Source organism: Streptomyces sp. NPDC004435 (genome assembly GCF_042873895.1).
Lineage (GTDB): Bacteria > Actinomycetota > Actinomycetes > Streptomycetales > Streptomycetaceae > Streptomyces.
In genome coordinates this window covers 186306-211518 of sequence record NZ_JBIAMB010000013.1, presented here as the reverse complement: position 1 = coordinate 211518, position 25213 = coordinate 186306, and the positions used below count along the sequence as shown (strand labels likewise).

25 protein-coding genes are annotated in these 25213 nt (G+C 73.1%); 4 read left to right on the top strand and 21 right to left on the bottom strand.

The window, feature by feature from the left end; genetic code table 11:
• Positions 1–4: 4 nt before the first annotated feature.
• The 17 genes from ACFYT9_RS24285 to ACFYT9_RS24205 form a co-directional block, all read right to left on the bottom strand.
• On the bottom strand, positions 5–169 hold the full coding sequence (locus tag ACFYT9_RS24285; protein ID WP_376605731.1) for a DUF6126 family protein: 165 nt from the start codon (positions 167–169) through the stop codon (positions 5–7).
• A 20-nt stretch (positions 170–189) separates the two neighbouring features.
• A complete protein-coding gene (locus tag ACFYT9_RS24280) occupies positions 190–819 on the bottom strand; it encodes a helix-turn-helix domain-containing protein (RefSeq protein ID WP_387277955.1) in 630 nt (209 codons plus the stop codon).
• A 74-nt stretch (positions 820–893) separates the two neighbouring features.
• Positions 894–2279 (bottom strand): aspartate aminotransferase family protein, encoded by a 1386-nt coding sequence (locus ACFYT9_RS24275; RefSeq protein ID WP_387277953.1) that lies wholly within the window; start codon positions 2277–2279, stop codon positions 894–896.
• Between the two features lie 10 nt (positions 2280–2289).
• On the bottom strand, positions 2290–3306 hold the full coding sequence (gene hpnH / locus ACFYT9_RS24270; RefSeq protein ID WP_376604204.1) for an adenosyl-hopene transferase HpnH: 1017 nt from the start codon (positions 3304–3306) through the stop codon (positions 2290–2292).
• A gap of 7 nt (positions 3307–3313) precedes the next feature.
• A complete protein-coding gene (locus ACFYT9_RS24265) occupies positions 3314–3973 on the bottom strand; it encodes a 1-hydroxy-2-methyl-2-butenyl 4-diphosphate reductase (protein ID WP_389167096.1) in 660 nt (219 codons plus the stop codon).
• Positions 3973–5994 (bottom strand): squalene--hopene cyclase, encoded by a 2022-nt coding sequence (shc, locus tag ACFYT9_RS24260; RefSeq protein WP_387277949.1) that lies wholly within the window; start codon positions 5992–5994, stop codon positions 3973–3975. The genes ACFYT9_RS24265 and shc overlap by 1 nt, the downstream gene beginning before the upstream one ends.
• Positions 5995–6102: 108 nt before the next feature.
• Positions 6103–7203, bottom strand: a complete 1101-nt coding sequence (locus ACFYT9_RS24255; protein ID WP_376600465.1) for a polyprenyl synthetase family protein — start codon at positions 7201–7203, stop codon at positions 6103–6105.
• A complete protein-coding gene (gene hpnE, locus ACFYT9_RS24250) occupies positions 7200–8600 on the bottom strand; it encodes a hydroxysqualene dehydroxylase HpnE (protein ID WP_389167092.1) in 1401 nt (466 codons plus the stop codon). Before hpnE ends, ACFYT9_RS24255 begins: the two co-directional genes overlap by 4 nt.
• Positions 8600–9544, bottom strand: coding sequence for a presqualene diphosphate synthase HpnD (gene hpnD, locus ACFYT9_RS24245; protein WP_389167089.1), 945 nt, complete (start codon positions 9542–9544; stop codon positions 8600–8602). The genes hpnE and hpnD overlap by 1 nt, the downstream gene beginning before the upstream one ends.
• The gene (gene hpnC, locus ACFYT9_RS24240) at positions 9541–10458 is read right to left on the bottom strand and encodes a squalene synthase HpnC (RefSeq protein WP_376600471.1); all 918 of its coding nucleotides are present in this window, start codon (positions 10456–10458) and stop codon (positions 9541–9543) included. Before hpnC ends, hpnD begins: the two co-directional genes overlap by 4 nt.
• Positions 10459–10689: 231 nt before the next feature.
• Positions 10690–11325, bottom strand: a complete 636-nt coding sequence (locus ACFYT9_RS24235) for a TetR/AcrR family transcriptional regulator (protein ID WP_376600473.1) — start codon at positions 11323–11325, stop codon at positions 10690–10692.
• A 121-nt stretch (positions 11326–11446) separates the two neighbouring features.
• Complete coding sequence (locus tag ACFYT9_RS24230) at positions 11447–12235, bottom strand: ABC transporter ATP-binding protein (protein ID WP_387277942.1); 789 nt, start codon at positions 12233–12235, stop codon at positions 11447–11449.
• Positions 12228–13160 carry an ABC transporter permease gene (locus ACFYT9_RS24225; protein WP_387277940.1) on the bottom strand — a complete coding sequence of 311 codons (933 nt, stop codon included), beginning with the start codon at positions 13158–13160 and terminating at the stop codon, positions 12228–12230. The genes ACFYT9_RS24230 and ACFYT9_RS24225 overlap by 8 nt, the downstream gene beginning before the upstream one ends.
• A gap of 163 nt (positions 13161–13323) precedes the next feature.
• The gene (locus tag ACFYT9_RS24220) at positions 13324–14103 is read right to left on the bottom strand and encodes a CDP-alcohol phosphatidyltransferase family protein (RefSeq protein ID WP_387277939.1); all 780 of its coding nucleotides are present in this window, start codon (positions 14101–14103) and stop codon (positions 13324–13326) included.
• Entirely contained in the window at positions 14081–15142 is a 1062-nt protein-coding gene (locus tag ACFYT9_RS24215; protein ID WP_387277936.1) for an iron-containing alcohol dehydrogenase family protein, read from the bottom strand. Before ACFYT9_RS24215 ends, ACFYT9_RS24220 begins: the two co-directional genes overlap by 23 nt.
• A complete protein-coding gene (locus ACFYT9_RS24210; RefSeq protein ID WP_389167084.1) occupies positions 15130–15867 on the bottom strand; it encodes a sugar phosphate nucleotidyltransferase in 738 nt (245 codons plus the stop codon). Before ACFYT9_RS24210 ends, ACFYT9_RS24215 begins: the two co-directional genes overlap by 13 nt.
• Positions 15864–17687, bottom strand: a complete 1824-nt coding sequence (locus ACFYT9_RS24205; RefSeq protein WP_389167205.1) for a DUF5941 domain-containing protein — start codon at positions 17685–17687, stop codon at positions 15864–15866. Before ACFYT9_RS24205 ends, ACFYT9_RS24210 begins: the two co-directional genes overlap by 4 nt.
• 411 nt (positions 17688–18098) lie before the next feature.
• Here ACFYT9_RS24205 and ACFYT9_RS24200 point away from each other — a divergent pair, with 411 nt between their 5' ends.
• The 3 genes from ACFYT9_RS24200 to idi all read left to right on the top strand — a co-directional run bounded on the left by ACFYT9_RS24200 (position 18099) and on the right by idi (position 21278).
• Entirely contained in the window at positions 18099–19040 is a 942-nt protein-coding gene (locus ACFYT9_RS24200) for a cation diffusion facilitator family transporter (RefSeq protein WP_376600480.1), read from the top strand.
• Positions 19041–19229: 189 nt separating this feature from the next.
• Positions 19230–20495, top strand: coding sequence for a GNAT family N-acetyltransferase (locus ACFYT9_RS24195; protein WP_389167081.1), 1266 nt, complete (start codon positions 19230–19232; stop codon positions 20493–20495).
• A 150-nt stretch (positions 20496–20645) separates the two neighbouring features.
• Complete coding sequence (idi, locus tag ACFYT9_RS24190; RefSeq protein WP_376605592.1) at positions 20646–21278, top strand: isopentenyl-diphosphate Delta-isomerase; 633 nt, start codon at positions 20646–20648, stop codon at positions 21276–21278.
• Here idi and ACFYT9_RS24185 read toward each other — a convergent pair.
• Together ACFYT9_RS24185 and ACFYT9_RS24180 are read right to left on the bottom strand one after the other, a co-directional pair.
• Positions 21244–21759 carry an ATP-binding protein gene (locus tag ACFYT9_RS24185; protein ID WP_387277581.1) on the bottom strand — a complete coding sequence of 172 codons (516 nt, stop codon included), beginning with the start codon at positions 21757–21759 and terminating at the stop codon, positions 21244–21246. The two genes, idi and ACFYT9_RS24185, sit on opposite strands and share 35 nt — an antisense overlap.
• A gap of 130 nt (positions 21760–21889) precedes the next feature.
• The gene (locus ACFYT9_RS24180; RefSeq protein WP_387277579.1) at positions 21890–22597 is read right to left on the bottom strand and encodes an HdeD family acid-resistance protein; all 708 of its coding nucleotides are present in this window, start codon (positions 22595–22597) and stop codon (positions 21890–21892) included.
• A 72-nt stretch (positions 22598–22669) separates the two neighbouring features.
• On the opposite strand from ACFYT9_RS24180, the gene ACFYT9_RS24175 reads away from it, so the two are divergent.
• Complete coding sequence (locus ACFYT9_RS24175; RefSeq protein WP_389167076.1) at positions 22670–23422, top strand: enoyl-CoA hydratase/isomerase family protein; 753 nt, start codon at positions 22670–22672, stop codon at positions 23420–23422.
• Positions 23423–23425: 3 nt separating this feature from the next.
• On the opposite strand, the gene ACFYT9_RS24170 is transcribed toward ACFYT9_RS24175, so the two are convergent.
• A complete protein-coding gene (locus tag ACFYT9_RS24170) occupies positions 23426–24067 on the bottom strand; it encodes a DJ-1/PfpI family protein (RefSeq protein ID WP_387277575.1) in 642 nt (213 codons plus the stop codon).
• A 14-nt stretch (positions 24068–24081) separates the two neighbouring features.
• Positions 24082–25092, bottom strand: a complete 1011-nt coding sequence (locus ACFYT9_RS24165) for a GlxA family transcriptional regulator (RefSeq protein ID WP_389167073.1) — start codon at positions 25090–25092, stop codon at positions 24082–24084.
• Positions 25093–25213 lie beyond the last annotated feature (121 nt).

Below are 25213 nucleotides of genomic sequence, written 5' to 3'. Positions count from 1 at the left end.
CCGGCTACTGGTTCTGCCCGCCGAGCATGAAGAGCAGGTAGAGGAAGCCGGCGAAGAGGTGACCGGCGATCAGGTACGCGAAGAGGCGGAGCACAAGCCCCTTGGGGAACTTGCCCTCACCGCGCTCTTCGCCGGTGACCGGGGCGGAATTCGCTGACTTGTCGGACATGTCGGTCAACCCTTCGGGGCTCAGCGGGGGTGCGGGGCGCCGCCGCCCAGGCACAGCTCGGCGGCGGGGCTCTGGAGGAGCGTGTGGACGAACAGGACCTCCGCGCCGGCGCGGCCGGCCGCGCCGATCCGGTGCGGGGTGAGCGAGTCGAAGTGCGCGCTGTCCCCCGGATCGAGCAGGTGCACGGTCTCGCCGAGCGCGAGCCGCACCTGCCCTTCGAGGACGTGCAGCCACTCCTCACCGGGGTGGACCCGCACGATGTCGGCCCGGGTGGCGTAGGGCACGTGGACGCGCAGGCACTGCATGGCCCGGCCGGCGCCACCGGCCTGCCGGTAGATCCAGCCGTCGGCCTCGACCGGCTCGGAGCGGCCGGCCCGGATCACCGGGTCGCGCTCGGGCGGGGTCTCCCCGAGGAGCTCGGCGACCGTCGTACCGTAGATACGGGCGAGGGCCAGCAGCATCGGCAGCGAGGGCTGCCGGTTCCCGGTCTCCAGGCGCGAGAGGTGCGCCGGGGAGAGCCCGGCCCGCTGGGCGGCCGCCTCCAGGGTGAGCCCCCGGCGCCGGCGCAGACCCCGCAGCTGCGGGGCGACGTCGGGCAGGATGTCGGGGGCGGCGGTTTCCGGGGCGGAGCCCCGGGGGACGTGGTCCATGGGTCCATTCCGCCAGGCTTGTGCCTCTGAGGCAAATTTCTTGCCCCAGAGGCAAAAACCCGCGGGCGCGACCGTCAGCGCTGGGCGACCGCCTGCTTGACCAGCGTCTTCCCGAAGTCCCAGAGCAGCCCGCCACCGCCGTGGGCGTCCTCCATGACCTCGGTGAACGCGGTGACGAAGCGGTCCACGTCCGCCTCGTCGATCACCAGCGGCGGGATCAGCTTGATCACCTCCAGATGGTCCCCGGAGACCTGGGTGAGGATCCGGTGCCGCTGGAGCAGCGGGACCACGACCATCTGCGCGAAGAGCCCCTTGCGAGCCGTCTGGAGCATCGCCCACCGCCCGCGCAGCCCCAGCGAGCTCGGCCGGCCGAACTCGATCCCGATCATCAGCCCCCGGCCGCGCACCGCGTGCAGCAGCTCGTACCGGGGCACCAGCTCCTCCAGGCGCCCCTTCAGGAGCCCGCCGACCCGTCGCACGTGTGCGACCGTCCCCTCGGACTCCATCACCGAGAGCACGGCGAGCCCCGCCGCCATCGCCTGGGCGTTGCCCCCGAAGCTGGCCGAGTGGACCAGCACCCGGTCCATGGACGAGTAGACCTTCTTGAAGATCCACTCCTTGCCGAGGGTCGCGCCGACCGGCACGTACCCGCCGGAGAGCGCCTTCGCCACGCAGACCAGATCCGGCTCGACGCCTTCCTCGTGCTGGTACGCGTAGAAGTCGCCGGTCCTGCCGAGGCCGGTCTGCACCTCGTCGGCGATCAGCAGCGCCCCGTGCCGGCGCAGCAGCTCCTGCGCGGCGGCGAGGAAGCCCGGCGGGGCCTCCTGGACGCCCTTGCCCTGGATCGGCTCGACCACGAAGGCGGCCACGTCCCCCTTGCGGAGTTCGCGCTCCAGCGCGTCGAGGTCGCCGAGGGCGATCGGGGTGTCCGGGAGCAGGGGGTCGAAGCCGGCCCGGAAGCCCTCCTCGCCGTTGACGGAGAGGGCGCCGGTGGTCAGGCCGTGGAAGGCGTGGTCGCAGTAGACCACCCTCGGCCGGCCGGTGGCGTACCGGGCGAACTTCAGCGCGGTCTCGACGGCCTCGGTGCCGCTGTTGCCGAAGAAGACCCGGTCGAGGTGGGGGCTGTGGGCGAGCAGCCGCTCGGCGAGCAGTCCGGGCAGCGGCGGGCAGTCGAAGCGGGTGAGGTCGGGAAGGTCCGCGTCGAGGACGTCGTGCAGGGCCCGGCGGACGACGGGGTGGTGCCGGCCGAGGCCCATGACGCCGAAGCCGGCGAGCATGTCGAGGTGGTCGTTGCCCTCGGCGTCCCAGAAATGGGCGCCGGCGGCCCGCTCGTAGACCTTGTCGAAGCCGATGGTGTGCAGCATCCGCGGCAGCTGCGGGTTGAGGTGGCGGGCGTGCAGCCCGTACCGCTCGCCGCCCCGCTCGGCGAGCAGCGCCCGCAGGTCGAAGCCCTCGGTCATGGCCGGCCCCTCAGCTCCCCGAGACGGTCTCGCGGACCGCCCGCAGCGACTCCTTGAGCGAGCCCATGGTGGCGAGGACGGCGGTGGGTTCGTATCCGCAGTGCGCCATGCAGTTGGCGCAGCGCGGGTCCTTGCCGCGGCCGTACTTGTCCCAGTCCGTGTCCTCGACGAGTTCGCGGTAGGTGGGGACGTAGCCGTCGCTCATCAGATAGCAGGGGCGCTGCCACCCGAAGAGGGAGTAGTTGGGGATCGCCCAGGCGGTGCAGGGGAAGTCCGCCTTTCCTTCGAGGAAATCGAGGAAGAGCGGCGAGTGGTTGAGGCGCCAGCGGCGCCGGTTCCCGCCGGCGAACGCCTTCTTGAAGAGTTCCCTGGTCTGTTCGACTCCGAGGAAGTGTTCCTGGTCGGGCGCCTTCTCGTAGGCATAGGCGGGCGAGATCATCATTTCGTCGACCTGGAGGTCGTCGTTGAGGAAATTCAGCACCTCGATGATCGTCTGCGGGGTGTCCGTGTTGAAGAAGGTCGAATTGGTGGTGACCCGGAATCCGCGCCGCTTGGCCTCCTTGATCGCCGCCACGGCCTCGTCGAACACGCCCTCCTTCGCCACCGATTCGTCGTGGCGTTCGCGCAGTCCGTCGATGTGGACGGCGAAGGCGAAATAGGGGGACGGCGTGAAGTCGTCGAGCTTCTTGCGGAGCAGCATCGCGTTGGTGCAGAGGAAGACGTACTTCCGGCGGGCGACCAGCTGGCGCACGATCTCGTGGATCTGAGGGTGCATCAGGGGTTCGCCGCCGGCGATGGAGACCATCGGGGCGCCGGACTCCAGCACGGCGCCGACCGCCTGGGCGACCGGCATGCGCTGCTTGAGGACTCCGGCCGGGTGCTGGATCTTGCCGCAGCCCTCGCACTTGAGGTTGCAGGCGTAGAGCGGCTCCAGCTCGACGATGAGGGGGAACTTGTCCCGCTTGCGGAGCTTCTGTTCGAAGAGATAGGTCCCGACCCGGACGGACTGACGGAGCGGCATGGCCATAACTCGCTCACCTCCTGGGGAGCAGCAGAGAACGGTGCCATTCGAAGAAAGCGGGAAGGACGGCACGAAGGACGCGGAAGGCCGATATTCCCCCGCGTACCGTGCCGATACGGACCAGTTCGTGTTCGGGGGCGTCCACGACCACCCGTACGGCGGCAACGGGCCGGGGTCCGGCCGCCCGGGCGGTACGGAGGGTGGCGGCGGACTCCATGTCGACGGCGATCGCCCCGCCGGCGGCCAACGCGGCCCGCTCGGGGCCCCGCACCACGTGGTCGGAGCCGGTCAGCGGTCCGGTGTGCACGGTCCGCCCGGGGAGCGCCCTGGTCAGCGCCTTGACGAGCAGGTCGGTGCCGTCGCAGGCGGTGGCGCCGCCGGGGCCGCGGGTCTCCTCGGCGACGACCAGGTCGCCGGGGTGCATCCCGGGCGCGAGCCCGGCGCAGAAGCCGGAGGCGATGACGGCGGCGCCGCCCCAGCCGTCCCGGGCCAGCGCCCGGGAGACCCCGCGGGTCGCGTGGGCGGGTCCCATGCCGGTGCGCACCACCCGGACCGGTCCCGGCGCCGCGTCCCGGTCGCCGCCCCGCAGGGCGAGGCGCTCGATGCCGAGGGCGCAGGCGATCAGCAGCGGCGGGGCGGCCCCGGCGTCCCCCGCCGGGCGGCGGCGGTCCATCACGTCTCCTCGCGGTGGAGCGTGGGCTCGCCGTGCAGGTACCGGCCGAGCGCGGTGAGCGGGAAGACCTGCCGGTAGAGGTGGTAGTTGATGGAGAAGTCCCAGGGGAAGCCGGTACCGGTGAAGTAGGGCTCGTCCCAGGAGCCGTCCTCCCGCTGGGTCTCGGCCAGGAACGCCACGCCCCGGCGGACGGTCTCGGAGTCGCGCTCCCCGGCGGCGAGGAGGGCGATCAGGGCCCAGGCGGTCTGGGAGGCGGTGGAGGTGCCCCGGGCGATCCAGGACCGGTCGTCGTACGAGCGCAGGTCCTCGCCCCAGCCGCCGTCCGGGTTCTGCACGGAGGCGAGCCAGGCGACGGCCCGGCGGACCGCCGGGTGGCCGGCGGGGATCCCGGCGGCGGCGAGGGCGGGCAGCACCGAGCCGGTGCCGTACACGTAGTTGACGCCCCAGCGGCCGAACCAGGCGCCGTTGGGATCCTGTTCGGCGAGCAGCCAGTCGATGCCCCGGCGGGTGCGGGGGTCGTCGGCCAGGCCCTCGTGGGCCAGCATCTCCACCACGTGGGCGGTGACGTCGGCGGAGGGCGGGTCGATGACCTCGCCGAAGTCGCAGAAGGGCAGTTTGTTCGGCAGGACGTTGGTGTTGTCGGCGTCGAAGGCGGCCCAGGCGCCGTTGCCGGACTGCATGCCCGCGGTCCAGCGGGTGGCGCGGCGGACGGCGGCGTCGACCCGGGCGGGGTCGGGGTGGCGGACCCGGCGCAGGGCGAGGACCACCTCGGCGGTGTCGTCGATGTCCGGGTAGTTGTCGTTGTGGAACTCGAACGCCCAGCCGCCGGGCGGGAGTCCGGGGCGGCGCACCGCCCAGTCGCCGGCCTTGGTGATCTCCTCGCCGAGCATCCAGTCCACGGCCTTCACGAGCGCCGGGTGGTCGGCGGGCAGACCGGCGTCGGCGAGGGCGATGGTGGCGAGGCAGGTGTCCCAGACGGGCGACTGGCACGCCTCGATCATCCGCACCGGGCCCTCGGGCTCCTCGCGCCAGACGGCGAACCGGTCCAGGGATTCCAGGCCCGCCCGCATGACGGGGTGCTCCAGGTCGTAGCCGAGCAGGTGGAGGGCGATCACCGAGTAGACGGCGGGCGGCTGGATGCCGCCCCAGCAGCCGTCGTTCTCCTGCCGTTCGACGATCCACCGGGCGGCCGAGTTCATCGCCGCCCTGCGCAGCCCCGGCAGGGCGACGCGGTGGTAGAGGTGCAGGGCCTTGTCGAGGCGCTGGAAGATGCCGTCCCAGCCGGTGAGCGGGGCGAGCGGGCGCGGCGGCGCCGGGCGGTCGGGGTCGGTGTGCAGCTCGTCGAGGGGGAAGGGCGCGGGGCGGACCGGGCGCTTCGCGGAGACGATGGTGAGCGGCACGATGGTCTGCCGGGCCCAGCAGCCGAAGTCGTAGATGTTCAGGGGGAACCACGAGGGCAGGAAGACCAGCTCGGGCGGCAGTTCGGGCAGGTCCTCCCAGCGCCACCAGCCGAAGAGCGCCAGCCAGATCCGGGTGAAGACGCGGGCGGAGGCGATCCCGCCGCGGGCCCGGACGCAGGAGGCGGCGCGGGCCATGTGCGGGGCCTCGGGCCGGTCACCGGCCAGCCGGAGGGCGACGTACGCCTCGACGGTGGCGGAGAGGTCGCCCGGGCCGCCGTGGAAGGTGGGCCAGGTGCCGTCCTCGTACTGCCGGCTCCGGATGTGCCGGGCGGCGGCCTCGGTGGTGGCGGGGTCGAGGATGCCGAGGAACTGGCGCAGCAGGAGGTCCTCGGCGTCCATGGTGACGTTGGTCTCCAGGTCGCCCTTCCACCAGCCGTCGGGGGCCTGGTGGGCGAGGAGGTGGTCGGTGGCCCTGCGGGTGGCGAGGGCGGCGGCCTCCTCCAGGAGCCGGGGGGCGGCGGCGAGGCCGTCCGCGGGGGTCGTGCGGTGCTGTGGAGTGGTGCTGGCCGCGGGCGCGAGGGGGCCGAGGGCCCCGGCGTTTCCGTCGGTCGTCGCTGTCATGGCTTCCCCTTCGTGGCAGTCGGTTACCTCTGCTCCTGCGGGTCTGCCGTCGGCCGGTGCCGGGTGGCACCGGCCGGCGACTGCGCACTCATATCTGGCTGTGGATGATCATTTCTTCCGTACGACGACGAATTCGGCGAGGGCGATCAGCTGGTCGCGCACCCGGGCGGGCATGTCCACCTCGTGCAGGGCGCGCAGCGCGATCGCGTGCTGGCGGCGGGCTTCCCCGGCGGTCCACTCACGGCCGCCGGCCTCCTCGATGAGGGCGGCGCGGTAGGCGAAGTCCTCCTCGGTGAAGGAGTCGAAGGCGGGGGACTTGGCGTCCTCGGCGAGCAGCCGGCCGAGCCGCTCGGAAGCCTCCCCGCCGGCGGCGAGGGCGGCGACGACGGGCAGGGACTTCTTCCGCTGCCGCAGGTCGCTCCAGGTCTGCTTGCCGGTGGACTCCGGGTCGCCCCAGATGCCGAGGAGGTCGTCGACGGCCTGGAAGGCGAGGCCGAGGTGGTAGCCGTACTCCTCCAGCTTGTCGGCGGTGCGGTCGTCGGCGCCGCCGAGGACCGCGCCGATGGAGACGGCGCAGGCGAGGAGGGCGCCGGTCTTGTTGCCCTCCATCTCCAGGCACTCCTCGACGGTGACCCGCTCGCGGTGCTCGTAGGAGATGTCCTGGGCCTGGCCGTCGATCAGCTTGCGGTTGGCCGTGGTCAGCCGGCGGGTGGCGCGGCCGGCCTCCACGGTGCCGAGCTCCAGGAGGATCTCGTTGGCGAGGGCGGAGAGCGCGTCGCCGACCAGGATGGCCTGGGCGGGCCCGAACACCTTCCATACCGTGTCGCGGTGGCGGCGCTGCTCGTCGCCGTCCATCAGGTCGTCGTGGAGCAGCGAGAAGTTGTGCACGAGCTCGACGGCGACGGCGCCGGGGACGCCGACCTCGGGCGCGGCTCCGGCTGCCTCGGCGGAGAGCAGGGCGAGCGCGGGGCGCACGGCCTTTCCGCTGTCGGCGTCGGTGGGATTGCCCTGGGCGTCGATCCAGCCGAAGTGGTAGGCGGCCACGGTGTCCATGGGCGGGGCGAGCCGGCCGACGGCCGCACGCATGACGGGGGTGGACAGGGCCCTCCCCCTCTCCAGCAGGGCGGTCACGTCCGCGGTGTCGACGGCCGGGGTCCCCGGGGGCACGGTCGGCACGGTCTCTCCTCTAGTTCCTGTGATCACACTCATGCCGCCTCCTGCAGCGGATGGTCGTGGCGGCGGCCGAAGGCGGAGAGCGCCGCGCCCGCGGCGCTGAAGCCGCTTCGGACGGCACCTTCCATGGTCGCGGGCCAGCCGGTGGCGGTCCAGGCGCCGGCCAGGTAGAGGCCGGGCGCACGGGTGCGGGCAGCGGGGCGGAGGCGCCCGACGCCCGGTGTGGGGGCGAAGGTGGCGGTCCGTTCCCGGGTGACGAAGAAGTCGCGGACGACGGCGCCGCGGGTGGCGGGCAGCAGCCGCTCCAGCTCCGGCAGATAGCGCTCGCGGAGGGCGGCGACGGGTGCGTCGATCTCGTCCTGCGCGGCGGACTGCGAGACGGCCAGGTACTGGCCCGGGCCGGTGAGCCCGGAGGACTCGGTGCGGTCGAAGACCCACTGGACCGGGGAGCCGAGGGCGGTGAAGAAGGGCCGCTTCAGCACCTTGCGGTCGTAGACCACGTGCAGGTCCAGGATGGGCGCGGTGCCGATGTCGAGGAGCCGGTCGGCGTCGTCGAGCGCGCCCTCGGGGAGCAGGGCGTGGGTCTCGGTCTGCGGCACGGAGAGGACGACGGCGTCGGCGCGCAGGGTCTCGCCGGGCACCTCGACGGACCACCGTCCGTCGTCGGTGCGGGAGATCCGCTCGGCCTTGGTGCGCAGCAGCGTCCGGACGCCGAGCCCGTCGAGGGTCTTGCCGGCGAGGGTGTCGTGGAGGTGGCCGAGCGGCACGTGGGCCCAGCCGATGTCGGCGGCGCCGGGGTCGGTGAGCAGCCCGGTCTTGAAGACCATCGCGGCGAGCCCCATGGAGGCGTCCGGGGCGGGGGCATTGAGGGTGGGGATGCCGACCAGGTCCCACAGCGCCTCGATGGCCCGGGGGGACTGGCCGTGCCGGCCGAGCCAGGTGGCGAAGTCGACGCCGTCGAGGGCCGGGTCCGCGGGGTCGAGCTTCTTCAGCGCGAAGGCGGCGCGGCCGACGGAGGCCCGCTCGGCGAGGGAGAGGTGGGGGTACGTGGCGAGGCTGCGGGCCAGGTGGAAGGGGACCGGCAGCGGGTCGCGGCGGATCCGGCCGAGGCGGGGGCCGCGGGGGTGGGCGACGTCGAGGACGGGCACGTCGAGCCGGTCCTGGAGCGGGGCGAGGCGGGCGCCGTCGACGCGGTCGAGGAACCAGCGGTAGGCGGTGCAGCAGCGCAGGTAGACGTGCTGGCCGTTGTCGACGGTGAGGTCGCCGCGGCGGAAGGAGAAGGCGAGGCCGCCGAGGCGGGGCCGTCCTTCGAGGAGCGTGACGCCGACGCCGGCGTCGGCGAGCTGGAGCGCCGCGGTGATGCCGGCGAGCCCGCCGCCGACGACGACGGCCGTCGGGACCGGGGTGTCGGGCGTGCCGTGGGGGGCGGCCATCAGGTGCGCCTCCTGACGGTGGAGCGGGCGATGTGGCGGGCGTCGAGACCGGAGAGGCCGCGGACGGCGACGTACGCCTTCTCGGGCCCCGGCAGCGAGACCCGGCCGCGGAGCACGGCGGCGGGGTCGCGCTCGATGCGGTCGAGGAGCCGGCGGTAGATGCCGGCCATGGCGGCGACGCAGGCGCCGCTGCGCCGGTCGAGCATCGGCAGCAGCCGGTACCCCTCGGCGAAGAGGGCGCGGGCGCGGCGGACCTCGAAGTGGACGAGCCCCGCGAAGTCGGCGCCGGAGGGCGGGACGGGGGAGGCGAAGCCGTCCTCGCAGCCGAAGCGGGCGAGGTCGTCGGCGGGCAGGTAGGTGCGGCCGTTGCCGGCGTCCTCGCGGACGTCCCGGAGGATGTTGGTGAGCTGGAGCGCGAGGCCGAGGGTGTCGGCGTACGCGGCGGCCCGGTGGGCCTCGGCGGCGCCCGGCTGGGTGCCGAAGACGCCGAGGGAGAGCCGGCCGATGGCGCCGGCGACGCACCGGCAGTAGACCGCGAGGTCGTCCCAGGTGCGGTAGGTGGCGCCGCGGACGTCCATGAGGACGCCGTCGATGAGTTCGTCGAGCCCTTCGAGGGGGATCGGGAAGCGGCGGGCGGAGTCGGCGAGGGCGACGGCGACGGGGTCGGTGTCGTCCTCGTCGACGTCGTCCTTGCGGACCCGGTCGAGCAGGGTCCTGGTGGCCTCCAGGCGCTCCCGCTTGACCTCGGGGGCGAGGGTGCCGTCGCCGATGTCGTCGACGCGCCGGGAGAAGGCGTACAGCGCCGACATGGCCTGCCGCTTGTCGGCGGGCAGGAGCCGGATGCCGTAGGCGAAGTTGCGGGCCTGCTGTCCGGTGACGGCCTCGCAGTAGCTGTACGCGGCCTGCACCGGCGCGGACGGCCGGGCCGTTTCCTCCACGGTCACGATCCCCCCTCTCGGCGCGCCCGGAGCAGGACCGCTCCCGCCTGGCGCGTCAGGCTCGGCTTGGTGGGCTTCGGCGGTCCGGCGAGGACGTCGAAGCCCGCGGCGGCGATGGCGTCGAGCGCGGCGAGTCCGCCGGCGGTGAAGCCGGTCAGGAGCAGGCGGAGGCGGCCGTGGACGCTGCCGACGAGCGGGGTTCCGGCGTGCAGCAGGGCGCGGGCGCGTTCGGCCTGGAAGGCGACGAGGGAGCGCACGGCGGCGCCGGCGGTGGGCCGGGCGAGGTCGTCCTCGGTGACGTGGAAGCGCTTGAGGTCCTCGGCGGGGAGGTAGATCCGGTCGCGGGCGAGGTCCTCGGCGACGTCCTGGAGGTGCTCGACGATCTGGAGGGCGGTGCAGATCTCGTCGGAGCGGCGGATCCGCTCGGGGGTTGCGGTGCCGGTGATGCCGAGGACGAGCCGGCCGACGGGGTTGGCGGAGAGCTCGCAGTAGGCGAGGAGGTCGTCGTACGTCTCGTACCGGCGCACGAGCTGGTCCTGCCGGTTGGCCCGGATCAGGCCGAGGAAGGGCCCCGGGGTGAGGCCGCGGAGCCGGACGGTGGGCTGGAGGGCGCGCAGCAGGGGGTGACGGGGGGTGCCGTCGAAGACCCGGCGCAGGTCCTCCTCCAGGGCGTCGAGGAGGACGAGCCGGTCGGCGGCCTCCTCGGGGCCGAGGCCCAGCAGGCGGGCGTCGGCGCCGCCGGGGGCGAGGTCGCCGTCGCCGATGTCGTCGACGAGGCGGGCGTATCCGTAGACGGCCATGAGGTCCTCGCGCCAGGCGCGGGGCAGGAAGAAGGGGGCCACGGGGAAGTTCTCGTCCGCGGCCTTGCCGAGCGTGGTGCGCGAGGGGTCGTCGGCGCGCACGTACCGGGAAGCCGTCACCGGGCGGCGCCCGGCACGGGGACGGCGACACCCACGTGAAGCTGGAGATTCTGCGTCATGGCCGTCATATCTCCCGTTCTACACTGCCGATCCAATCCATCCCATTTCGGACACGCCGCCGCGCACGGAGCACGCGCCCTCCGGAAGGTCCCGGGGGCGCCGTGTGGGGCGGTGTGGATCAGACCGGTACAGCTTACGTTGTACGAGGGATGTCGCCATTCGGGGGGCAGGTCAGCGGGGGCGCGCTCCGGAGACGACCATGGCGAGGGTGGTCTCGACCACGTCGGCGCGGCGCTGGGCGGAGAGCCGGCGCAGCGGGCCTTCGAGGAGCAGCAGCGAGAGTCCGTGCACGGCCGACCAGGCGGCGGCGCCGGCGGCGGACCTGCGGCCGCCGGTCCGGTCGAGGGCTTCCAGGGCCTCGCGGAGCAGGGTGAAGGCGCGGGCCTCGGGCTCCGGGGGGACCGGCGGGAGCACGGGGCGCTCCTCCGCGGTGGGGCGGACGGTGCCGAAGGCCGCGCGGTAGAGGCCGGGGTGCTCGACGGCGAAGCCGACGTAGCCGCGGCAGAGGGCGGCGAGCCGGCGCTCCGCGGCGAGGGCGGGGTCGTCGGCGCCGGGCTCGCGGGCGGCGGCCCGCTCCATGGCCTCGGCGAGGCGGGCCCGGGCATGGGCGCGGACGGTACGGAGCAGCTCGCCGCGTCCGTCGAAGTGGCGGTAGGCGGCGGTGGGCGAGACGCCGACGCGGCGGGCCGCCTCGCGCAGGACGACCCGCTCGGGGCCGCCCTCGGCGGCGAGGCCGACGGCGGCGCAGACCAGGGCGTTGCGCAGGTCGCCGTGGTGGTAGTTCTTTCCGCCCGAGATCCCTGCCATGGGCTCATCCTGCCCGATGTTGACCGCATGAACATTCCGCTCCGGGGTCCCTACGGCGAAAACCGGAACACCCCCCACCGGGGCTGGTGGGGGGTGTTCGGCGCGCGGTGCGGCGCGGGCGTCAGCGGGCGGTCTCGCGCTCGTACGCCTTGAGCACCTCGTCGGTCGGGCCGTCCATCAGGAGCTGGCCCTTCTCCAGCCAGAGCACCCGGTCGCAGGTGTCCCGGATGGACTTGTTGCTGTGGCTCACCAGGAAGACCGTGCCGGCCTCCTTGCGCAGCTCGCGGATGCGCTCCTCGGAGCGGATCTGGAACTTCCGGTCGCCGGTGGCGAGCGCCTCGTCGATGAGGAGCACGTCGTGGTTCTTGGCGGCCGCGATGGCGAAGCGGAGCCGGGCGCCCATGCCGGAGGAGTAGGTCCGCATCGGCAGGGAGATGAAGTCGCCCTTGTCGTTGATCCCGGAGAAGTCGACGATGTCCTGATACCGCGCGTGGATCTCCTCGCGGCTCATGCCCATGGCGAGGCCGCCGAGGATGACGTTGCGCTCGCCGGTCAGGTCGTTCATCAGGGCCGCGTTGACGCCGAGCAGCGACGGCTGGCCGTCGGTGTAGACCCGGCCGCTCTCGGTGGGCAGCAGGCCGGCGATGGCGCGCAGCAGGGTCGACTTGCCGGAGCCGTTGGTGCCGATGAGGCCGATGGCCTCGCCGCGGTAGGCGGTGAAGGTGACGCCGCGGACGGCGTGCACCTTGCGGACGCCCCGGGTGACCTCGGCCTTGTCCCGGCCGACGATGCGGCTGAGGGCCGCGGTGGCGCTGCCCTTGCCTCCGCCGCCGGTGTGGACGCGGTAGACGATGTGGACGTCGTCGCAGATGACGGTGGGCGTCTTGGCGCCCGGGATGGTCTCAGCCACGGCCGTACCTCTCCTCGGCCTTCCAGAAGTAGACGAAGCCGCCGATCCCGAGGAGCAGCGCCCAGCCGAGGCCGGTGGCCCAGACGTGGTCGGGCAGGTTCTCGGAGCCGTAGCCGTCGATGAGGGCGAAGCGGATCAGGTCCATGTAGACCGCCGCCGGGTTGTACATGAGGATGTCCGCGATCCACTGCGGCTTGCCCTCGAGCATGATCGGGATCGAGAACATGACGCCGGAGGCGTACAGCCAGGTCCGCATGACGAAGGGCATCAGCTGCGCGAGGTCGGGCGTCTTGGATCCGGCCCGGGCCATGATCAGGGCGAGGCCCACGTTGAAGACGAACTGGAGCACGAGCGCCGGGATCACGAGCAGCCAGCTCGCCGACGGGTAGCTGCCGGAGACCATGACGATCGCGACGAGCACGATCATCGAGAAGAGCAGCTGCTGGAGCTGCTGGATCGAGAAGCTGATGGGGAGGCTGGCGCGCGGGAAGTGCAGGGCCCGCACCAGTCCGAGGTTGCCGGAGATCGCCCGTACGCCGGCCATCACGGAGCTCTGCGTGAAGGTGAACACGAAGATGCCCGTGACCAGGAAGGGGATGTAGACGTCCTTCTCCATGCCCTTGCCGGCGCCCAGGATGAGCCCGAAGATCAGGTAGTAGATCAGGGCGTTGAGCAGCGGCGTCGCCACCTGCCAGACCTGGCCCAGCTTGGCCTGGCTGTACTGGGCGGTGAGCTTGGCCGAGGAGAAGGCCATGATGAAGTGGCGATGGCTCCAGAGCTGCCGGACGTACTCGAACAGTCCGGGCCTGGCGCCGCTGACCGCGAGGCCGTACTTCGCGGCGAGGTCGCCCGGGGTGAGGCCCGCGTCGACGGGGGCCGGAGGCGCGCTGGTCGCGACCGCCCCGCCCTGGTGAATGTCACTCACAGTCGAAACTTTCGTGTTCACGGTGTGCGGCACGTGGGGTGCCACGATGTCAGCTGACCGGTGGGCGGCCCCCGGCACCGGGTCCGCCGCCACACCGTACGCCATCCGGGGGCCCGCCGGGACGCCGGGCGATCTTCCCGGCGGGCGGCGGGCCCGGGGGCCGCTACTTCAGTCTGCTGGACGCCAGCACCGACACGAGGTGCAGGACGGTCTGGAGCAGGGCGATGCCGGCGAGCACGGCGACGCCGAGGCGGGAGAAGAACAGGTCTCCGCGCATCTGGTCGGCGACGGCCAGGACCAGGATCAGGAAGGACGCCTCGATCCCGAGGATCAGCCGGTGGAACTTGAGGGCGCCGGCGGCCCGGCGGGCCAGTGCCATGCCGGAGGAGCGGGGCTCGGAGGCCGCCTCCTTGACCGGGGGCATCCCGTTCTGGTGGCGGGCGACGCCGACCAGGTCGGTCTCGGCCTTGATCAGGATGGCGCCGAGCGCGGCCAGGGTGCCGAGGAAGGCCCACAGCCAGTCGATCCGGCCCTCGCCCCACAGGTCGGCGGCGCGCAGGCCGAAGCCGACCAGCACCGCGGCGTCGCACAGGTAGGCGCCGACCCGGTCCAGGTAGACGCCGGCCAGCGAGTACTGCTTCTTCCAGCGGGCCAGCTCGCCGTCGACGCAGTCGAGCAGCAGGTACAGCTGCACCGCGACGACGCCGAGCACCGCGCCCCACACGCCCGGCACCAGGAGGGCCGGGGCGGCGAGGACGCCCGCCAGGGTCATCAGGTACGTCAGCTGGTTCGGGGTGACCCGGGTGTTCGCCAGCTGCCGGGTGATCCGCAGCGAGATCTCCCGCATGTACAGGCGGCCGCCCCAGTGCTCACCGCTCCGCCGGTCCTTCACACCCGGGGGGTGGACGACCGGGCGGAGCTCAGCTACCGATGGCTTTGGCATAGTCGGCGTACGCGTCCCTGATCTCGTCGGCGGACAGGTCGAGGTGTTCCAGGATGGTGAACCGGCCCGGCCGGGTCTGCGGAGCGAACTCCACCGCCTGCACGAACTCGTCGACCGTGAAGCCCATCTCCTCCGGCAGCACGGGCAGGCCGTGCCGGCGCAGGGTCTCCACGATGACGCCGGACTCCTCGCGGGCACCGCGCAGGTGCATCGCGAAGGCCGCGCCGAGGCCGCACTGCTCGCCGTGGCTGGCCGCGCGGGTCGGGAAGAGCAGGTCGAAGGCGTGGCTGATCTCGTGGCAGGCGCCCGAGGAGGGGCGGCTGTCACCACTGATCGACATGGCGATGCCGGACATCACCAGGCCCTCGGAGAGGGTCACCAGGAAGTCGTCGTCGCCGACGCCGCCGGGGTGCCGCAGGACCGCCTCGCCCGCGCTGCGGGCCATGGCGGCCGCCAGGCCGTCGATCTTCTCGCCGGTCTCGCGGTGGGACAGCTCCCAGTCCGCGAGGGCGGAGATGTTCGAGATGGCGTCGCCGATGCCGGAGCGGATGAAGCGGATCGGGGCGTCCCGGATCACGTCGAGGTCGATGACGAGCGCGATCGGGGTCGGGACGCCGTACGAGCCGCGCCCGTTGTCGTTGTCCAGGGTGGAGATCGGCGAGCAGATGCCGTCGTGCGAGAGGTTGGTCGCTATGGCGACCAGCGGCAGCCCGACCCGGGCCGCCGCGTACTTCGTCACGTCGATGATCTTGCCGCCGCCGAGGGCGACCACGGCGTCGTACCGCTTGCCGCGCATGGCGTCGGCGAGCTTCACGGCCTCGTCGATGGTGCCGCCGGAGACCGTGTACCAGTCGGCACCGGGCAGCTCGGGCGCGAACTGGTCGCGGAGCTTGAGCCCGGAGCCGCCGCTGATGGCGACGGCGATCTTGCCGTTGCTGGAGATCCGCTGGTCCGCGAGGAGCGCGGACAGGTCGTCCAGCGCCCCCCTGCGGATGTCGACGACGACCGGCGACGGGATCAGTCGGGTCAGTACCGGCACGCGATCTCCCGGCCCTTCGCGAGGTCGTCGTGGTTGTCGATCTCGACCCAGGAGACCTCGCCGATGGGCTCGACGTCGACGGTGAAGCCGCGGTTGACGAGCTCCTGGTAGCCGTCCTCGTAGTAGAGGTCGGGGTCGCGCTCGAAGGTGGCCTTCAGGGCGTCGGCCAGCTCCTCGGCGGCCTCGGCCTCGATGAGGGTGACGCCGATGTACTCGCCGGTCGCGTCGGCCGGCTCCATCAGCTTCGTGATCTTCTGGACGCCCTTGCCCTCGGCGGCGACGACCTTCATCTCCTCGTCGGCGAGGCGCTTCACCGTGTCGAGGGCGAGGATGATCTTCTGGCCCTTGCCGCGCGCGGCCAGCAGGGTCTTCTCGACGGAGACCGGGTGGACGGTGTCGCCGTTGGCGAGGATCACACCGCGCTTGATGACCTCACGCGCGCACCACAGGGAGTAGGCGTTGTTCCACTCCTCGGCCTTGTCGTTGTCGATCAGGGTGAGGGAGAGGCCGTACCGCGCCTCCAGGGCCTCCTTGCGCGCGTAGACCGCTTCCTTGCGGTAGCCGACGACGATCGCGACCTCGGTGAGGCCGATCTCGGCGAAGTTCTTCAGCGTGAGGTCGAGGATGGTGGTGTCACCGTCGACCGGCACGAGGGCCTTCGGGAGGGTGTCGGTGTAGGGGCGCAGTCGCCGTCCGGCACCGGCTGCCAGAACGAGGCCGATCATGCTGTTTCTCCTTCGTCGTGAACGGCGGGTGCTCCTGAGGAGACCCAGAAGCGGATGGACTCCACGAGCACCACGAGGGCGAGCGCGCCCGCCAGGGCGGTCAGCGCCAGGGTGAAGTCGTCGCCGCGGCTCGCGAGGAGTGCGGCGAGGACGGTCACCAGGAGCGTGCGCCCCTCGTGTCCGCCGGTGAGCCGCACCAGCCAGGCGGGCGGCGCGCCGGTGCCACCGCGAATGCGGTACACCGTGTCGTAGTGATGGTAGGCGACCGCCGCGACCAGGCCGAATGCGGCGGGCACGGCCTGCGGGACGTCCGACCGGGCGGCGAGCAGCAGGATCGTGCCGTACTCGGCGGCGCGGAAGAGCGGCGGGAGGAGCCAGTCGAAGCGGCCCTTGAGGGGGGCGGCGACGAGCGCTCCGGAGACGACGACGTAGCCGACGGCGGCGATCACGACCAGGCGGTCGTCGGACGGCCACCGCCAGGCCGCGTACAGCAGCCCGGCCACGACGAGGGCGCCGAGGGGGACCCTGAGGTCCGCGCCCTTGGCGCTGCCGCCGAGGATCCTGGCCACGCCGCGGGCCAGCGGCCCGGTGTCGGTGAGCTCGTAGAGGGCGTGGGTGGCGCGCTCGCCGCGCGGGGTCCGGTTCCGGAGGGAGCGGAGGACGCGGCCGGCGGTGGTGTAGCAGGCGGCGAAGGCGCAGCCGATGATCAGCGCCCAGAAGACGATCCGGGGGGAGGTGACGGCGGTCAGGACGGCGATCATCGCCCAGCGCTCGCCGATCGGCAGGATGATCATGCGGCGGGCCCAGACGGTCCAGCCCACGCCGTCGAGGCGGCTGGAGAGGGCGAGGCCGGTCTTGGCCGTCGTGCCCGCGGTCGCCTGGTCGGGCGTGTTCGCCTCGTTGAACGCGAAGTCCACGACGTGCCGGCAGGTCATGAGGATCATCGCGGCAAGCGCGAGCGTCCACACGTCGTCGCCGCCGCGGGCCGCGCCGAGGGCGAGACCTGCGTAGAAGGCGTACTCCTTGGCCCGGTCGAAGGTGGCGTCGAGCCAGGCGCCCATCGTCGAGTACTTGAGCGCGTACCGGGCGAGCTGCCCGTCGGTGCAGTCCAGGACGAAGGAGACCAGCAGCAGGACGCCGGCGGCGATGTAGCCGCCGCGCTCCCCGGTGGCCGCGCAGCCGGCCGCGATCAGCGCGGTGAGCAGCGAGGCGGTGGTGACCTGGTTGGGAGTGAGGCCGCGGCGGGCGCACCAGCGCGCGATGTACCGCGAGTAGGGGCTGATGAAGAAGGTGGTGAAGAAGCCGTCGTGGGCCTTCACGGCGGAGCGGAGGCGGACGGCCTCGTCGTCGACGGCGTCGACGGCGGCGCGGGCCTCGTGGCGGGCCGCGGCGTCGGCGGGGACGGTGGCGACGAGGGTGCCGAGCGCGGGCCGGTGCACGGCGACGCCGCCGGCGTCGAGGGCGTCGGCGACGGTCTCGGTGAGGTCACGCTCGGGCTCGGCGGCGGCCGGGGCGGTGAGCGCGGGGGCCGCGGTCAGCGCGCGGACGAGCGCCGGGCGGGCCTCGGGCTGCGCGGAGAGCGCGCCGGGCACGGCGGCGGCGGGAAAGCGGGGGTCGGTCAGCGCGAGGCGCAGGGCGTGCGGGTGCCCGACGAAGCGGGAGTCGACGAGGGCGACCCGCTCGCCCGCGGGGACGGCGGCCAGGAGGGTGCGGGCCTCCTCGGCACCGGTGGCCCTGCGGACGTCGAAGCCGAGCGACCGCAGATCACCGTCGAGCGAGGATCCGGGTGCCGGCGGGCCGGTGAGGATGGCGGTCGACAGACGAACTCACTCCTTGGAACGGGCAGTGGGCCGGCGGGGTCCTGAACGGCCCCGGGCACGACGGTGCGCCCCTGCACCGGGCGGCGGCACGTCGGCTGAGGCTATCGGATGGACGGAGCGTGAGTTCACCGAGGCTTCGCACGCCGGACTCCCCCCGGTCCGCCCCTCGCCGCCGGGGTGCGCCGGGCTCCGCGTGATCATCATCGGGGATCACCGGGCCGCCCTCCAAACCGCTGCCGGAGGGGCCCCGCGCGGCATTCCGGCAGGTGATCGTACGAATGGCGGCCGATATGACATCGTCGCAGGTCAGAGCAATGACAACGGTGTTCAGTACCGTGTTGCACATACCCCCCACCCGTAGTTCACTGGCGACTTGGGGCACCGACGGAACAGGACTTGGGAGGCCATGTCATGGGGGCTGGACACGACCACGGACACAGCCACGGGGGGACGCCGCCGACCGGCACCGCGGGCGCCGCGTACCGCAACCGGTTGCGGATCGCGCTCGGGATCACGCTCTCCGTGATGGTGGTCGAGATCATCGGCGGCCTCGTCGCCGACTCGCTCGCGCTGATCGCCGACGCGGCGCACATGGCGACCGACGCGATCGGTCTCGCGATGGCACTGCTCGCGATCCACTTCGCCAACCGGCCGCCGTCCGGGAACCGCACCTTCGGCTTCGCGCGGGCGGAGATCCTCGCCGCGCTCGCCAACTGCCTGCTGCTGCTCGGCGTCGGCGGGTACGTGCTCTTCGAGGCGGTCCAGCGGTTCATGGAGCCGGCCGAGACCAAGGGCGGGCTCGCCATCGCCTTCGCCACGGTCGGTCTGGTGGCCAACGTCATCTCGCTGTCGCTGCTCATGCGGGGCCAGAAGGAGAGCCTGAACGTCCGGGGCGCCTATCTGGAGGTGCTCGCCGACGCGCTCGGCTCGGTGACGGTGATCGTCTCCGCCGCGATCATCCTGGCGACCGGCTGGCAGTACGCCGACCCGATCGCCTCCCTCGTCATCGGCCTGATGATCGTGCCGCGCACGGTGAAGCTGCTGCGGGAGACGCTGGACGTACTCCTGGAGGCCGCCCCCAAGGGCGTCGACATGGCGGAGGTGCGGGCGCACATCCTGGCCCTGCCGGGCGTCGAGGACGTGCACGACCTGCACGCCTGGACCATCACCTCCGGGATGCCCGTCCTCTCCGCGCACGTGGTGGTGGACGCGGCGGTGCTGGACGCGGGGGGCCACGAGAAGATGCTCCACCAGCTCCAGGGCTGCCTGGGCGACCACTTCGACGTGGAGCACTGCACCTTCCAGCTGGAGCCGGCCGGGCACGCCGAGCACGAGGCCAAGCTCTGCCTGTGACTGCTAGGCTCGTCGTACGAACACGTGCGTGAGAGGAGCTGAGGTTGATGACCGTCGCGATGGAGGCCGCTGTCCGCGGCCGCACCCGGTCCAGCTTCAGCTCCCGGGTCTCCGGCTGACCTGATCCCGGTTCTTCCACCGGTCCGTCACGTCGTCGGCCGGGACCCTTTCACACCGAGGGTTTCCACGTTGTCCGACAACGACATCCAGAACACTTCCGCGTCCCGCGACGCCTTCTTCGCCCTGCACCACGGTCTTCCGCGGCAGGGTCCGGGCTCCGACGCCACCACCCGTCGTCTCCTCGCGCTCGCGGGGAGGCTGCCGGAGCGTCCGCGCGTCCTCGACCTGGGCTGCGGCCCCGGCCCCTCCGCGCTGCTCCTGGCCGCCGAGGCCGGCGCCGAGGTGACCGCCGTCGACACCCACGAGCCGTTCCTCGACGAGCTGCGCGCGGCCGCCGCCGAGCGCGGTCTCACCGACGCGGTCCGGCCGGTCCTGGGGGACATGGGCGCGCTGCCCTTCCCCGACGGCTCCTTCGACCTCGTCTGGGCCGAGAGCTCGGTCTTCGTGATCGGCTTCGACCGGGCGCTCGCCGAGTGGCGCCGGCTGCTCGCGCCGGGAGGGACGCTGGTCCTCACCGAGTGCGTGTGGACGACCGGCACCCCCGCCCCGGAGGCCCGCGCCTTCTGGGACGAGCACTATCCGCTCCGCACGACGGCGGAGCTCGCCGCCGTCGCGGTCGGGGCCGGCTACCACGTCCTCTCCGCCTTCACCCAGCCCGACGGCGACTGGGACGAGTACTACGTCCCGCTCGGGGCGCACGCCGACGCCGCCGACACCTCCGTGCCCGGCATGGCCGGGGCGGTGGCGGGCGCCCGCGCCGAGATCGCCATGCGCCGCGAGCACGGCGGCGACTACGGCTACGCGGGGTTCGTGCTCCGTCCGGCCGATCCCCGCTGGCCCACCCGCCCCGAGCGGGAGGCCGACCACGCGGCCGTACGGAAGCTGACCGAGGCGGCCTTCGGGTCGCCCGCCGAGGCGGAGCTGGTCGACGCCCTGCGCGCCGACCCGGGCGCCTGGCTGCCGGGCCTCTCGGTGGTCGCCGAGGCCCCGGACGGTTCGGTCGCCGCGCACGCGCTGATCACCCGCTGCCGGGTGGGCGGGGCGCCGGCGGCGGCGCTCGCCCCGGTCTCGGTGGCGCCGGAGCACCAGCGCACCGGCGCCGGGCAGGCCGTCACCCGGGCGGTGCTCGACGCGGCGCGGCTCGCGGGCGAGCGGGTGGTGCTGGTCCTGGGCCATCCGGAGTACTACCCCCGGTTCGGTTTCGTACGGGCGTCCGAGTATGAAATCAAGCCAGGTTTCGAGGTTCCGGACGAAGCGATGATGGCGCTCGTCCTGGACGGTTCCGCTCCGGTCCCGTCGGGCACGATCGCCTATCCGGCGGCTTTCGGGGTCTGACCTGGTCCGACGGGCCCGCCGCTCCCCCGCGCCGGTGTACTCCGGTGCGGTGGGAGCGGCGGGCTCCGGCCGCCGAAGTGCCGACAAGCCGGTTTTGTGCGGCAGACTGGGGTGGCCCCTACGGGCCGAGGACCGAAGCGAAGGATGGGTATGCCGACCACACAGGGCACCGCGGCCGCGATCGCGCCGGGGCTTGCGTCGAAGCTCTCGTCGAACGGCACGGAGCCGTCCGCCACCCCGGAGCCGATCATGCTGGAACTGGTCGACGAGGCCGGGAACACCATCGGTACGGCGGAGAAGCTCGCCGCCCACCAGGCCCCCGGGCAGCTGCACCGCGCCTTCTCGGTCTTCCTCTTCGACGAGGAGGGCAGGCTGCTGCTCCAGCGCCGGGCCCTCGGCAAGTACCACTCCCCCGGCGTCTGGTCGAACACCTGCTGCGGCCACCCCTACCCGGGCGAGGCCCCCTTCGCGGCGGCCGCCCGGCGCACCTTCGAGGAGCTGGGCGTCTCCCCCACCCTGATGGGCGAGGCCGGCACCGTCCGCTACAACCACCCGGACCCGGCCTCGGGCCTGGTGGAGCAGGAGTACAACCACCTCTTCGTCGGTCTGGTGCAGGCCACGCCGGAGCCGGACCCGGAGGAGATCGGCGAGTACGCCTTCGTCACCCCGGCCGAGCTGGCCGAGCGGCACGCGGCCGCGCCGTTCTCCGCCTGGTTCATGACGGTGCTCGACGCGGCCCGTCCGGCGATCAGGGAGCTGACGGGTCCTGCCGGGGGCTGGTGACCCGGCCGTCGGTCGTCCCCGGCCCCGGTGCCATCGGGGCCAGGGGCAGCGCCGCCCAGATGATCTTGCCGCCGCCCGCGGTGTGCTCGACGTCGCAGGCGCCGCCGGACTCCAGGGCGATCTCCTTCACCAGGAGCAGCCCCCGGCCGCCGGTCTGGCCGTAGTCCGCCTCCAGGGCCTTGGGCCGGTAGGGGTGGTTGTCCTCGACGGACACCCGCACCCACTCCGGCCCGATGGCAACCTCGACCGCTATCTCCGGGGAGAGCAGCGCCGCGTGCCGCACGGCGTTGGTCACCAGCTCGGAGACGATCAGCAGCAGCCCGTGCCGGATGTCCTCGTGGACCGGGACTCCCTGGCGGGCCAGCAGGTCGCGTACCGCGTGCCGGGCCTGGGGGACGGAGACGTCGACCGCGGGAGCGGTGAAGCGCCAGACTCCTTCGTAGGACGGGGGCCGGGCGGGGACACCTCCGCGGGCATCCATGGTCCGGTTCCCACCCTCGTGCTCGATTCTCGCCACACTGGGAGTCTTGGCAATTCCGAGGGGTATCCCGACCTACTGACCAGAAGTCGACACCTATCGGCCACCTTCTGATCGGTGGCGTATGCCGACGTCAGTTGTTCGACTGATCCTGCGCGTTTTCCGTGGGGGGCACCGGGGGCCGCTCCGTGGCCGGTTCCGGCTTCGCCCCGGGGCCGGGCTCCGGCTCCCGCTCCGGCTCGGGCTGCGGGGTGACCAACCCGACGATCCGCCGCCCGCCCACCCCGATCGCGACCAGCCCGAGGCCGTCGAAGAGCAGCGCCAGCGAGAAGAAGAGACCGATCACGTACCGGCTGCTGTCCGGCCAGTCGAAGAGCACCAGCAGACCGAGCAGCAGCCCGAAGGCGCCCTGGAACAGCGTCCAGCCGAACTGCGGACCGCGCACCACGAGACTGCCCACCAGCCGGAAAACACCGCCGGTGAGGAAGAGCAGGGCCGCGAACATGGTCAGCGCCTCGGCCGTGCCCTCCGGGTGACGGAGCACCACGCAGCCGGCCGCGAGGTTCACCGCCGCCACGACCACCACCAGCCAGAAGGAGCTGGTGCCCCTCGACTGGTACGCCTGGAGGAGCCCCACCAGGCCGCCGACGAGCAGCAGCCACCCGAAGAGCCACATGGACGTCAGGGTGGCGAACCCGGTGTAGACCAGACCGACGACGCCGCAGATCACGAGGATCACGCCGAGCGCGGCGAGCCAGCCGAAGCTCCGCCCGAGCCGCTTCCCCTCACGGGCCATCTCCCGCACGGGATCGCGGTCGTCGTCCCGGGTCTTCCTGGCCATCGTGACTCCTCGCGGCTGTCTGACGACCCCTTCCTGATCGTACGTTCGGCACCGGTGGATAGCATCCGGCCCATGGAGACCGTGGAGCCCCGGCTCGTCGACACCGTCACGGACGGGGTCGCGACCCTCGTCATCACCAACCCGGCCAAGCGCAACGCGATGACGGCCGCGATGTGGCGCTCGCTGCCCGGCATCCTCGACCGGCTCGCCGCCGACCCCGCCGTCCGGGTGCTGGTGCTGACCGGCGCGGGCGACACCTTCTGCGCCGGCGCCGACATCTCGACGCTCCGCGAGCCGGGCGACGAGCAGCAGGCGCTCGCGGTCCGCGCCGAGGAGGCGCTCGCCGCCTTCCCCAAGCCGACCCTGGCCGCCGTCCGCGGCTACTGCGTCGGCGGCGGCAGTCAGCTGGCCGGCGCCTGCGACCTGCGGTTCGCGGCGGATGGTGCGCTCTTCGGGATCACCCCGGCCAAGCTGGGCATCGTCTACCCGTCCTCCTCCACCCGCCGGCTCACCGCCCTGGTGGGCCCGGCCACCGCCAAGTACCTGTTGTTCTCCGGCGAGCTGATCGACACCGAGCGGGCGCTGCGGACCGGTTTCGTCGACGAGGCGCACCCGGCGGAGGGGCTGGCGAAGCGGGTCGAGGAGTTCTGCCGGATCCTCGTCTCCCGTTCGCTGCTGACCCAGGCGGCGGCGAAGGAGTTCGCCGACGGGCGCCTCGACCGGGACGCCCACTGGACCGCGCAGGCGCACGGCAGCGGCGACACCGCGGAGGGTGTCGCCGCCTTCCTGGAGCGCCGTGCGCCCCGCTTCACCTACGGGCTCTGAGGCTCAGCCCTGGGGCAGTTCCTCGGTCGCCACGCCGCGCCAGCGCGCCACCAGCTCGGCGGGGGCCTTGAGCGGGGAGCCGGCGTCGTACGGGGGCTGCGGGTCGTACTCGGTGAGCAGCTGGACCGTCATGGCCGCCTCGTCGCCGGCGATCCGGCCGAACAGGTGCAGGGCCATGTCGATGCCGGAGGAGACGCCGGCGGCGGTCACGTACTTGCCGTCGAAGACGACCCGCTCGCCGGTGGGCTCGACGCCCAGCGCGCGCAGCTCCTCGTAGGCCAGCCAGTGGGTGGTGGCCCGGCGGCCGTCCAGGAGTCCGGCGGCGGCGAGGAGCAGCGAACCGGTGCAGACCGAGGTGGTCCAGGTGCTGGTGGCGTCGGCCGTGCGGAGCCACCGCTGGATCTCCGGGTCGTGAGCGGCCTGCCGGGTCTCCGGGCCGCCGGGGACGAGGACGATGTCCGGGTGCGGGACGTCGGCGAGGGTCTTGTCGGCGGAGAGGGCGAGGCTGCCCTGGTCGTTGCGGACCGGGCCGGTCTCCTTGGCGACGAAGACGGTCTCCGCCCCGGGCAGGTGGGCGAGGATCTCGTACGGTCCGACGGCGTCGAGCGAGGTGAAGCCCTCGAAGAGCAGGACGGCGATCTGCATGGGTGTGATCCCTTTCAGCTGACGGGTCCGGTGGCGGGTGTGGTGCCGGGTGCGACGAGAGGTGCGTGGAAACGGCGGCGGTAGTCGGCCGGGGAGGTGCCGAGCGCCTTCACGAAGGCGCGGCGCATCGCCTCGGGGGTGCCGTAGCCGGCGGCGCGGGAGACCTCCTCGACCCCGCCGGTGGTCTCCTCCAGGAGCCTGCGGGCGTGTTCGAGGCGGATCCGGTCGACGTAGCGGCCCGGGGTGACCCCGGTCTCGGCGTGGAAGGCGCGGGCGAAGTGGCGGGGCGAGAGCCGGGCGCGGGCGGCGAGCCGGTCGACCGAGAGGTCCCCGTCCGGGTGCTCGGCGATCCACGCCTGGACGTCGCGCAGCGGTTCGCGGCGCGCGGTCTGCGCGGCGAGCTGGGCGCTGAACTGGGCCTGGTTGCCGGGCCGGCGGAGGAAGACCACGAGGAGCCTGGCGATGGTGAGCGCCGCCTCCCGGCCCAGGTCCTCCTCGACGAGGGCGAGGGCCAGGTCGATGCCGGCGGTGACCCCGGCGGAGGTGGCGATCCGGCCGTCCCGGACGAAGATCGGCTCAGGGTCGACGTCGACCTCCGGGTGGCGGCGGGCCAGGTGCTCGCAGGCCATCCAGTGGGTGGTGGCCCGGTGCCCGTCGAGGAGCCCCGCCTCGGCGAGCCGGAGCGCCCCGGTGCAGACCGAGACCAGCCGCCCGGCGCGGGGGCCGTGGACGCGGAGCCAGTCGACGAGAGCCGGGGCGGTGCCCCGGGTGCCCTCGCCGCCGGGGACGACGAGGGTGTGCGGGGGCCCGTCGGCGACGGCCTCCGCGAGGCTGCTGTCGGGAAGGATCCGCAGGCCGCTGCTGGTGCGCACCGGTCCGCCGTCGAGGGAGGCGGTCCGGATCGGGTACGGGTCCTCCTCGGCGCCCGCGGCCCAGCCGGCGGCGTGGAAGACCTCCACCGGGCCGGTGACGTCGAGGCTCTGCACGTCGTCGAAGAGGACGACGAGGACGGGGCGCTGGGTCATGGCTCCATCCTTCGGGCCCTCGGGGTGTGGCCGCAAGGACGCTCACCCCACCTTTCCTGCCATCCCGCGCGGTGCGGGGGCAGGGGGGCGTTCCCTCCGTACCAAGCAGTCGGTTAGGTTC

What these genes read in the sequence shown, in the direction of transcription:
- ACFYT9_RS24220 (WP_387277939.1), bottom strand. Translation starts at nt 14,103, where the DNA reads ATGCCAAAGCCATCGGTAGCTGAGCTCCGCCCGGTCGTCCACCCCCCG.
- ACFYT9_RS24235 (WP_376600473.1), bottom strand. Translation starts at nt 11,325, where the DNA reads ATGGCAGGGATCTCGGGCGGAAAGAACTACCACCACGGCGACCTGCGC.
- ACFYT9_RS24265 (WP_389167096.1), bottom strand. Translation starts at nt 3,973, where the DNA reads ATGGACCGCCGCCGCCCGGCGGGGGACGCCGGGGCCGCCCCGCCGCTG.
- ACFYT9_RS24180 (WP_387277579.1), bottom strand. Translation starts at nt 22,597, where the DNA reads ATGGCCAGGAAGACCCGGGACGACGACCGCGATCCCGTGCGGGAGATG.
- ACFYT9_RS24285 (WP_376605731.1), bottom strand. Translation starts at nt 169, where the DNA reads ATGTCCGACAAGTCAGCGAATTCCGCCCCGGTCACCGGCGAAGAGCGC.
- hpnH (WP_376604204.1), bottom strand. Translation starts at nt 3,306, where the DNA reads ATGGCCATGCCGCTCCGTCAGTCCGTCCGGGTCGGGACCTATCTCTTC.
- shc (WP_387277949.1), bottom strand. Translation starts at nt 5,994, where the DNA reads ATGACAGCGACGACCGACGGAAACGCCGGGGCCCTCGGCCCCCTCGCG.
- ACFYT9_RS24165 (WP_389167073.1), bottom strand. Translation starts at nt 25,092, where the DNA reads ATGACCCAGCGCCCCGTCCTCGTCGTCCTCTTCGACGACGTGCAGAGC.
- ACFYT9_RS24185 (WP_387277581.1), bottom strand. Translation starts at nt 21,759, where the DNA reads ATGGATGCCCGCGGAGGTGTCCCCGCCCGGCCCCCGTCCTACGAAGGA.
- ACFYT9_RS24210 (WP_389167084.1), bottom strand. Translation starts at nt 15,867, where the DNA reads ATGATCGGCCTCGTTCTGGCAGCCGGTGCCGGACGGCGACTGCGCCCC.
- idi (WP_376605592.1), top strand. Translation starts at nt 20,646, where the DNA reads ATGCCGACCACACAGGGCACCGCGGCCGCGATCGCGCCGGGGCTTGCG.
- ACFYT9_RS24200 (WP_376600480.1), top strand. Translation starts at nt 18,099, where the DNA reads ATGGGGGCTGGACACGACCACGGACACAGCCACGGGGGGACGCCGCCG.
- ACFYT9_RS24275 (WP_387277953.1), bottom strand. Translation starts at nt 2,279, where the DNA reads ATGACCGAGGGCTTCGACCTGCGGGCGCTGCTCGCCGAGCGGGGCGGC.
- hpnE (WP_389167092.1), bottom strand. Translation starts at nt 8,600, where the DNA reads ATGGCCGCCCCCCACGGCACGCCCGACACCCCGGTCCCGACGGCCGTC.
- ACFYT9_RS24280 (WP_387277955.1), bottom strand. Translation starts at nt 819, where the DNA reads ATGGACCACGTCCCCCGGGGCTCCGCCCCGGAAACCGCCGCCCCCGAC.
- ACFYT9_RS24170 (WP_387277575.1), bottom strand. Translation starts at nt 24,067, where the DNA reads ATGCAGATCGCCGTCCTGCTCTTCGAGGGCTTCACCTCGCTCGACGCC.
- ACFYT9_RS24255 (WP_376600465.1), bottom strand. Translation starts at nt 7,203, where the DNA reads ATGAGTGTGATCACAGGAACTAGAGGAGAGACCGTGCCGACCGTGCCC.
- ACFYT9_RS24175 (WP_389167076.1), top strand. Translation starts at nt 22,670, where the DNA reads ATGGAGACCGTGGAGCCCCGGCTCGTCGACACCGTCACGGACGGGGTC.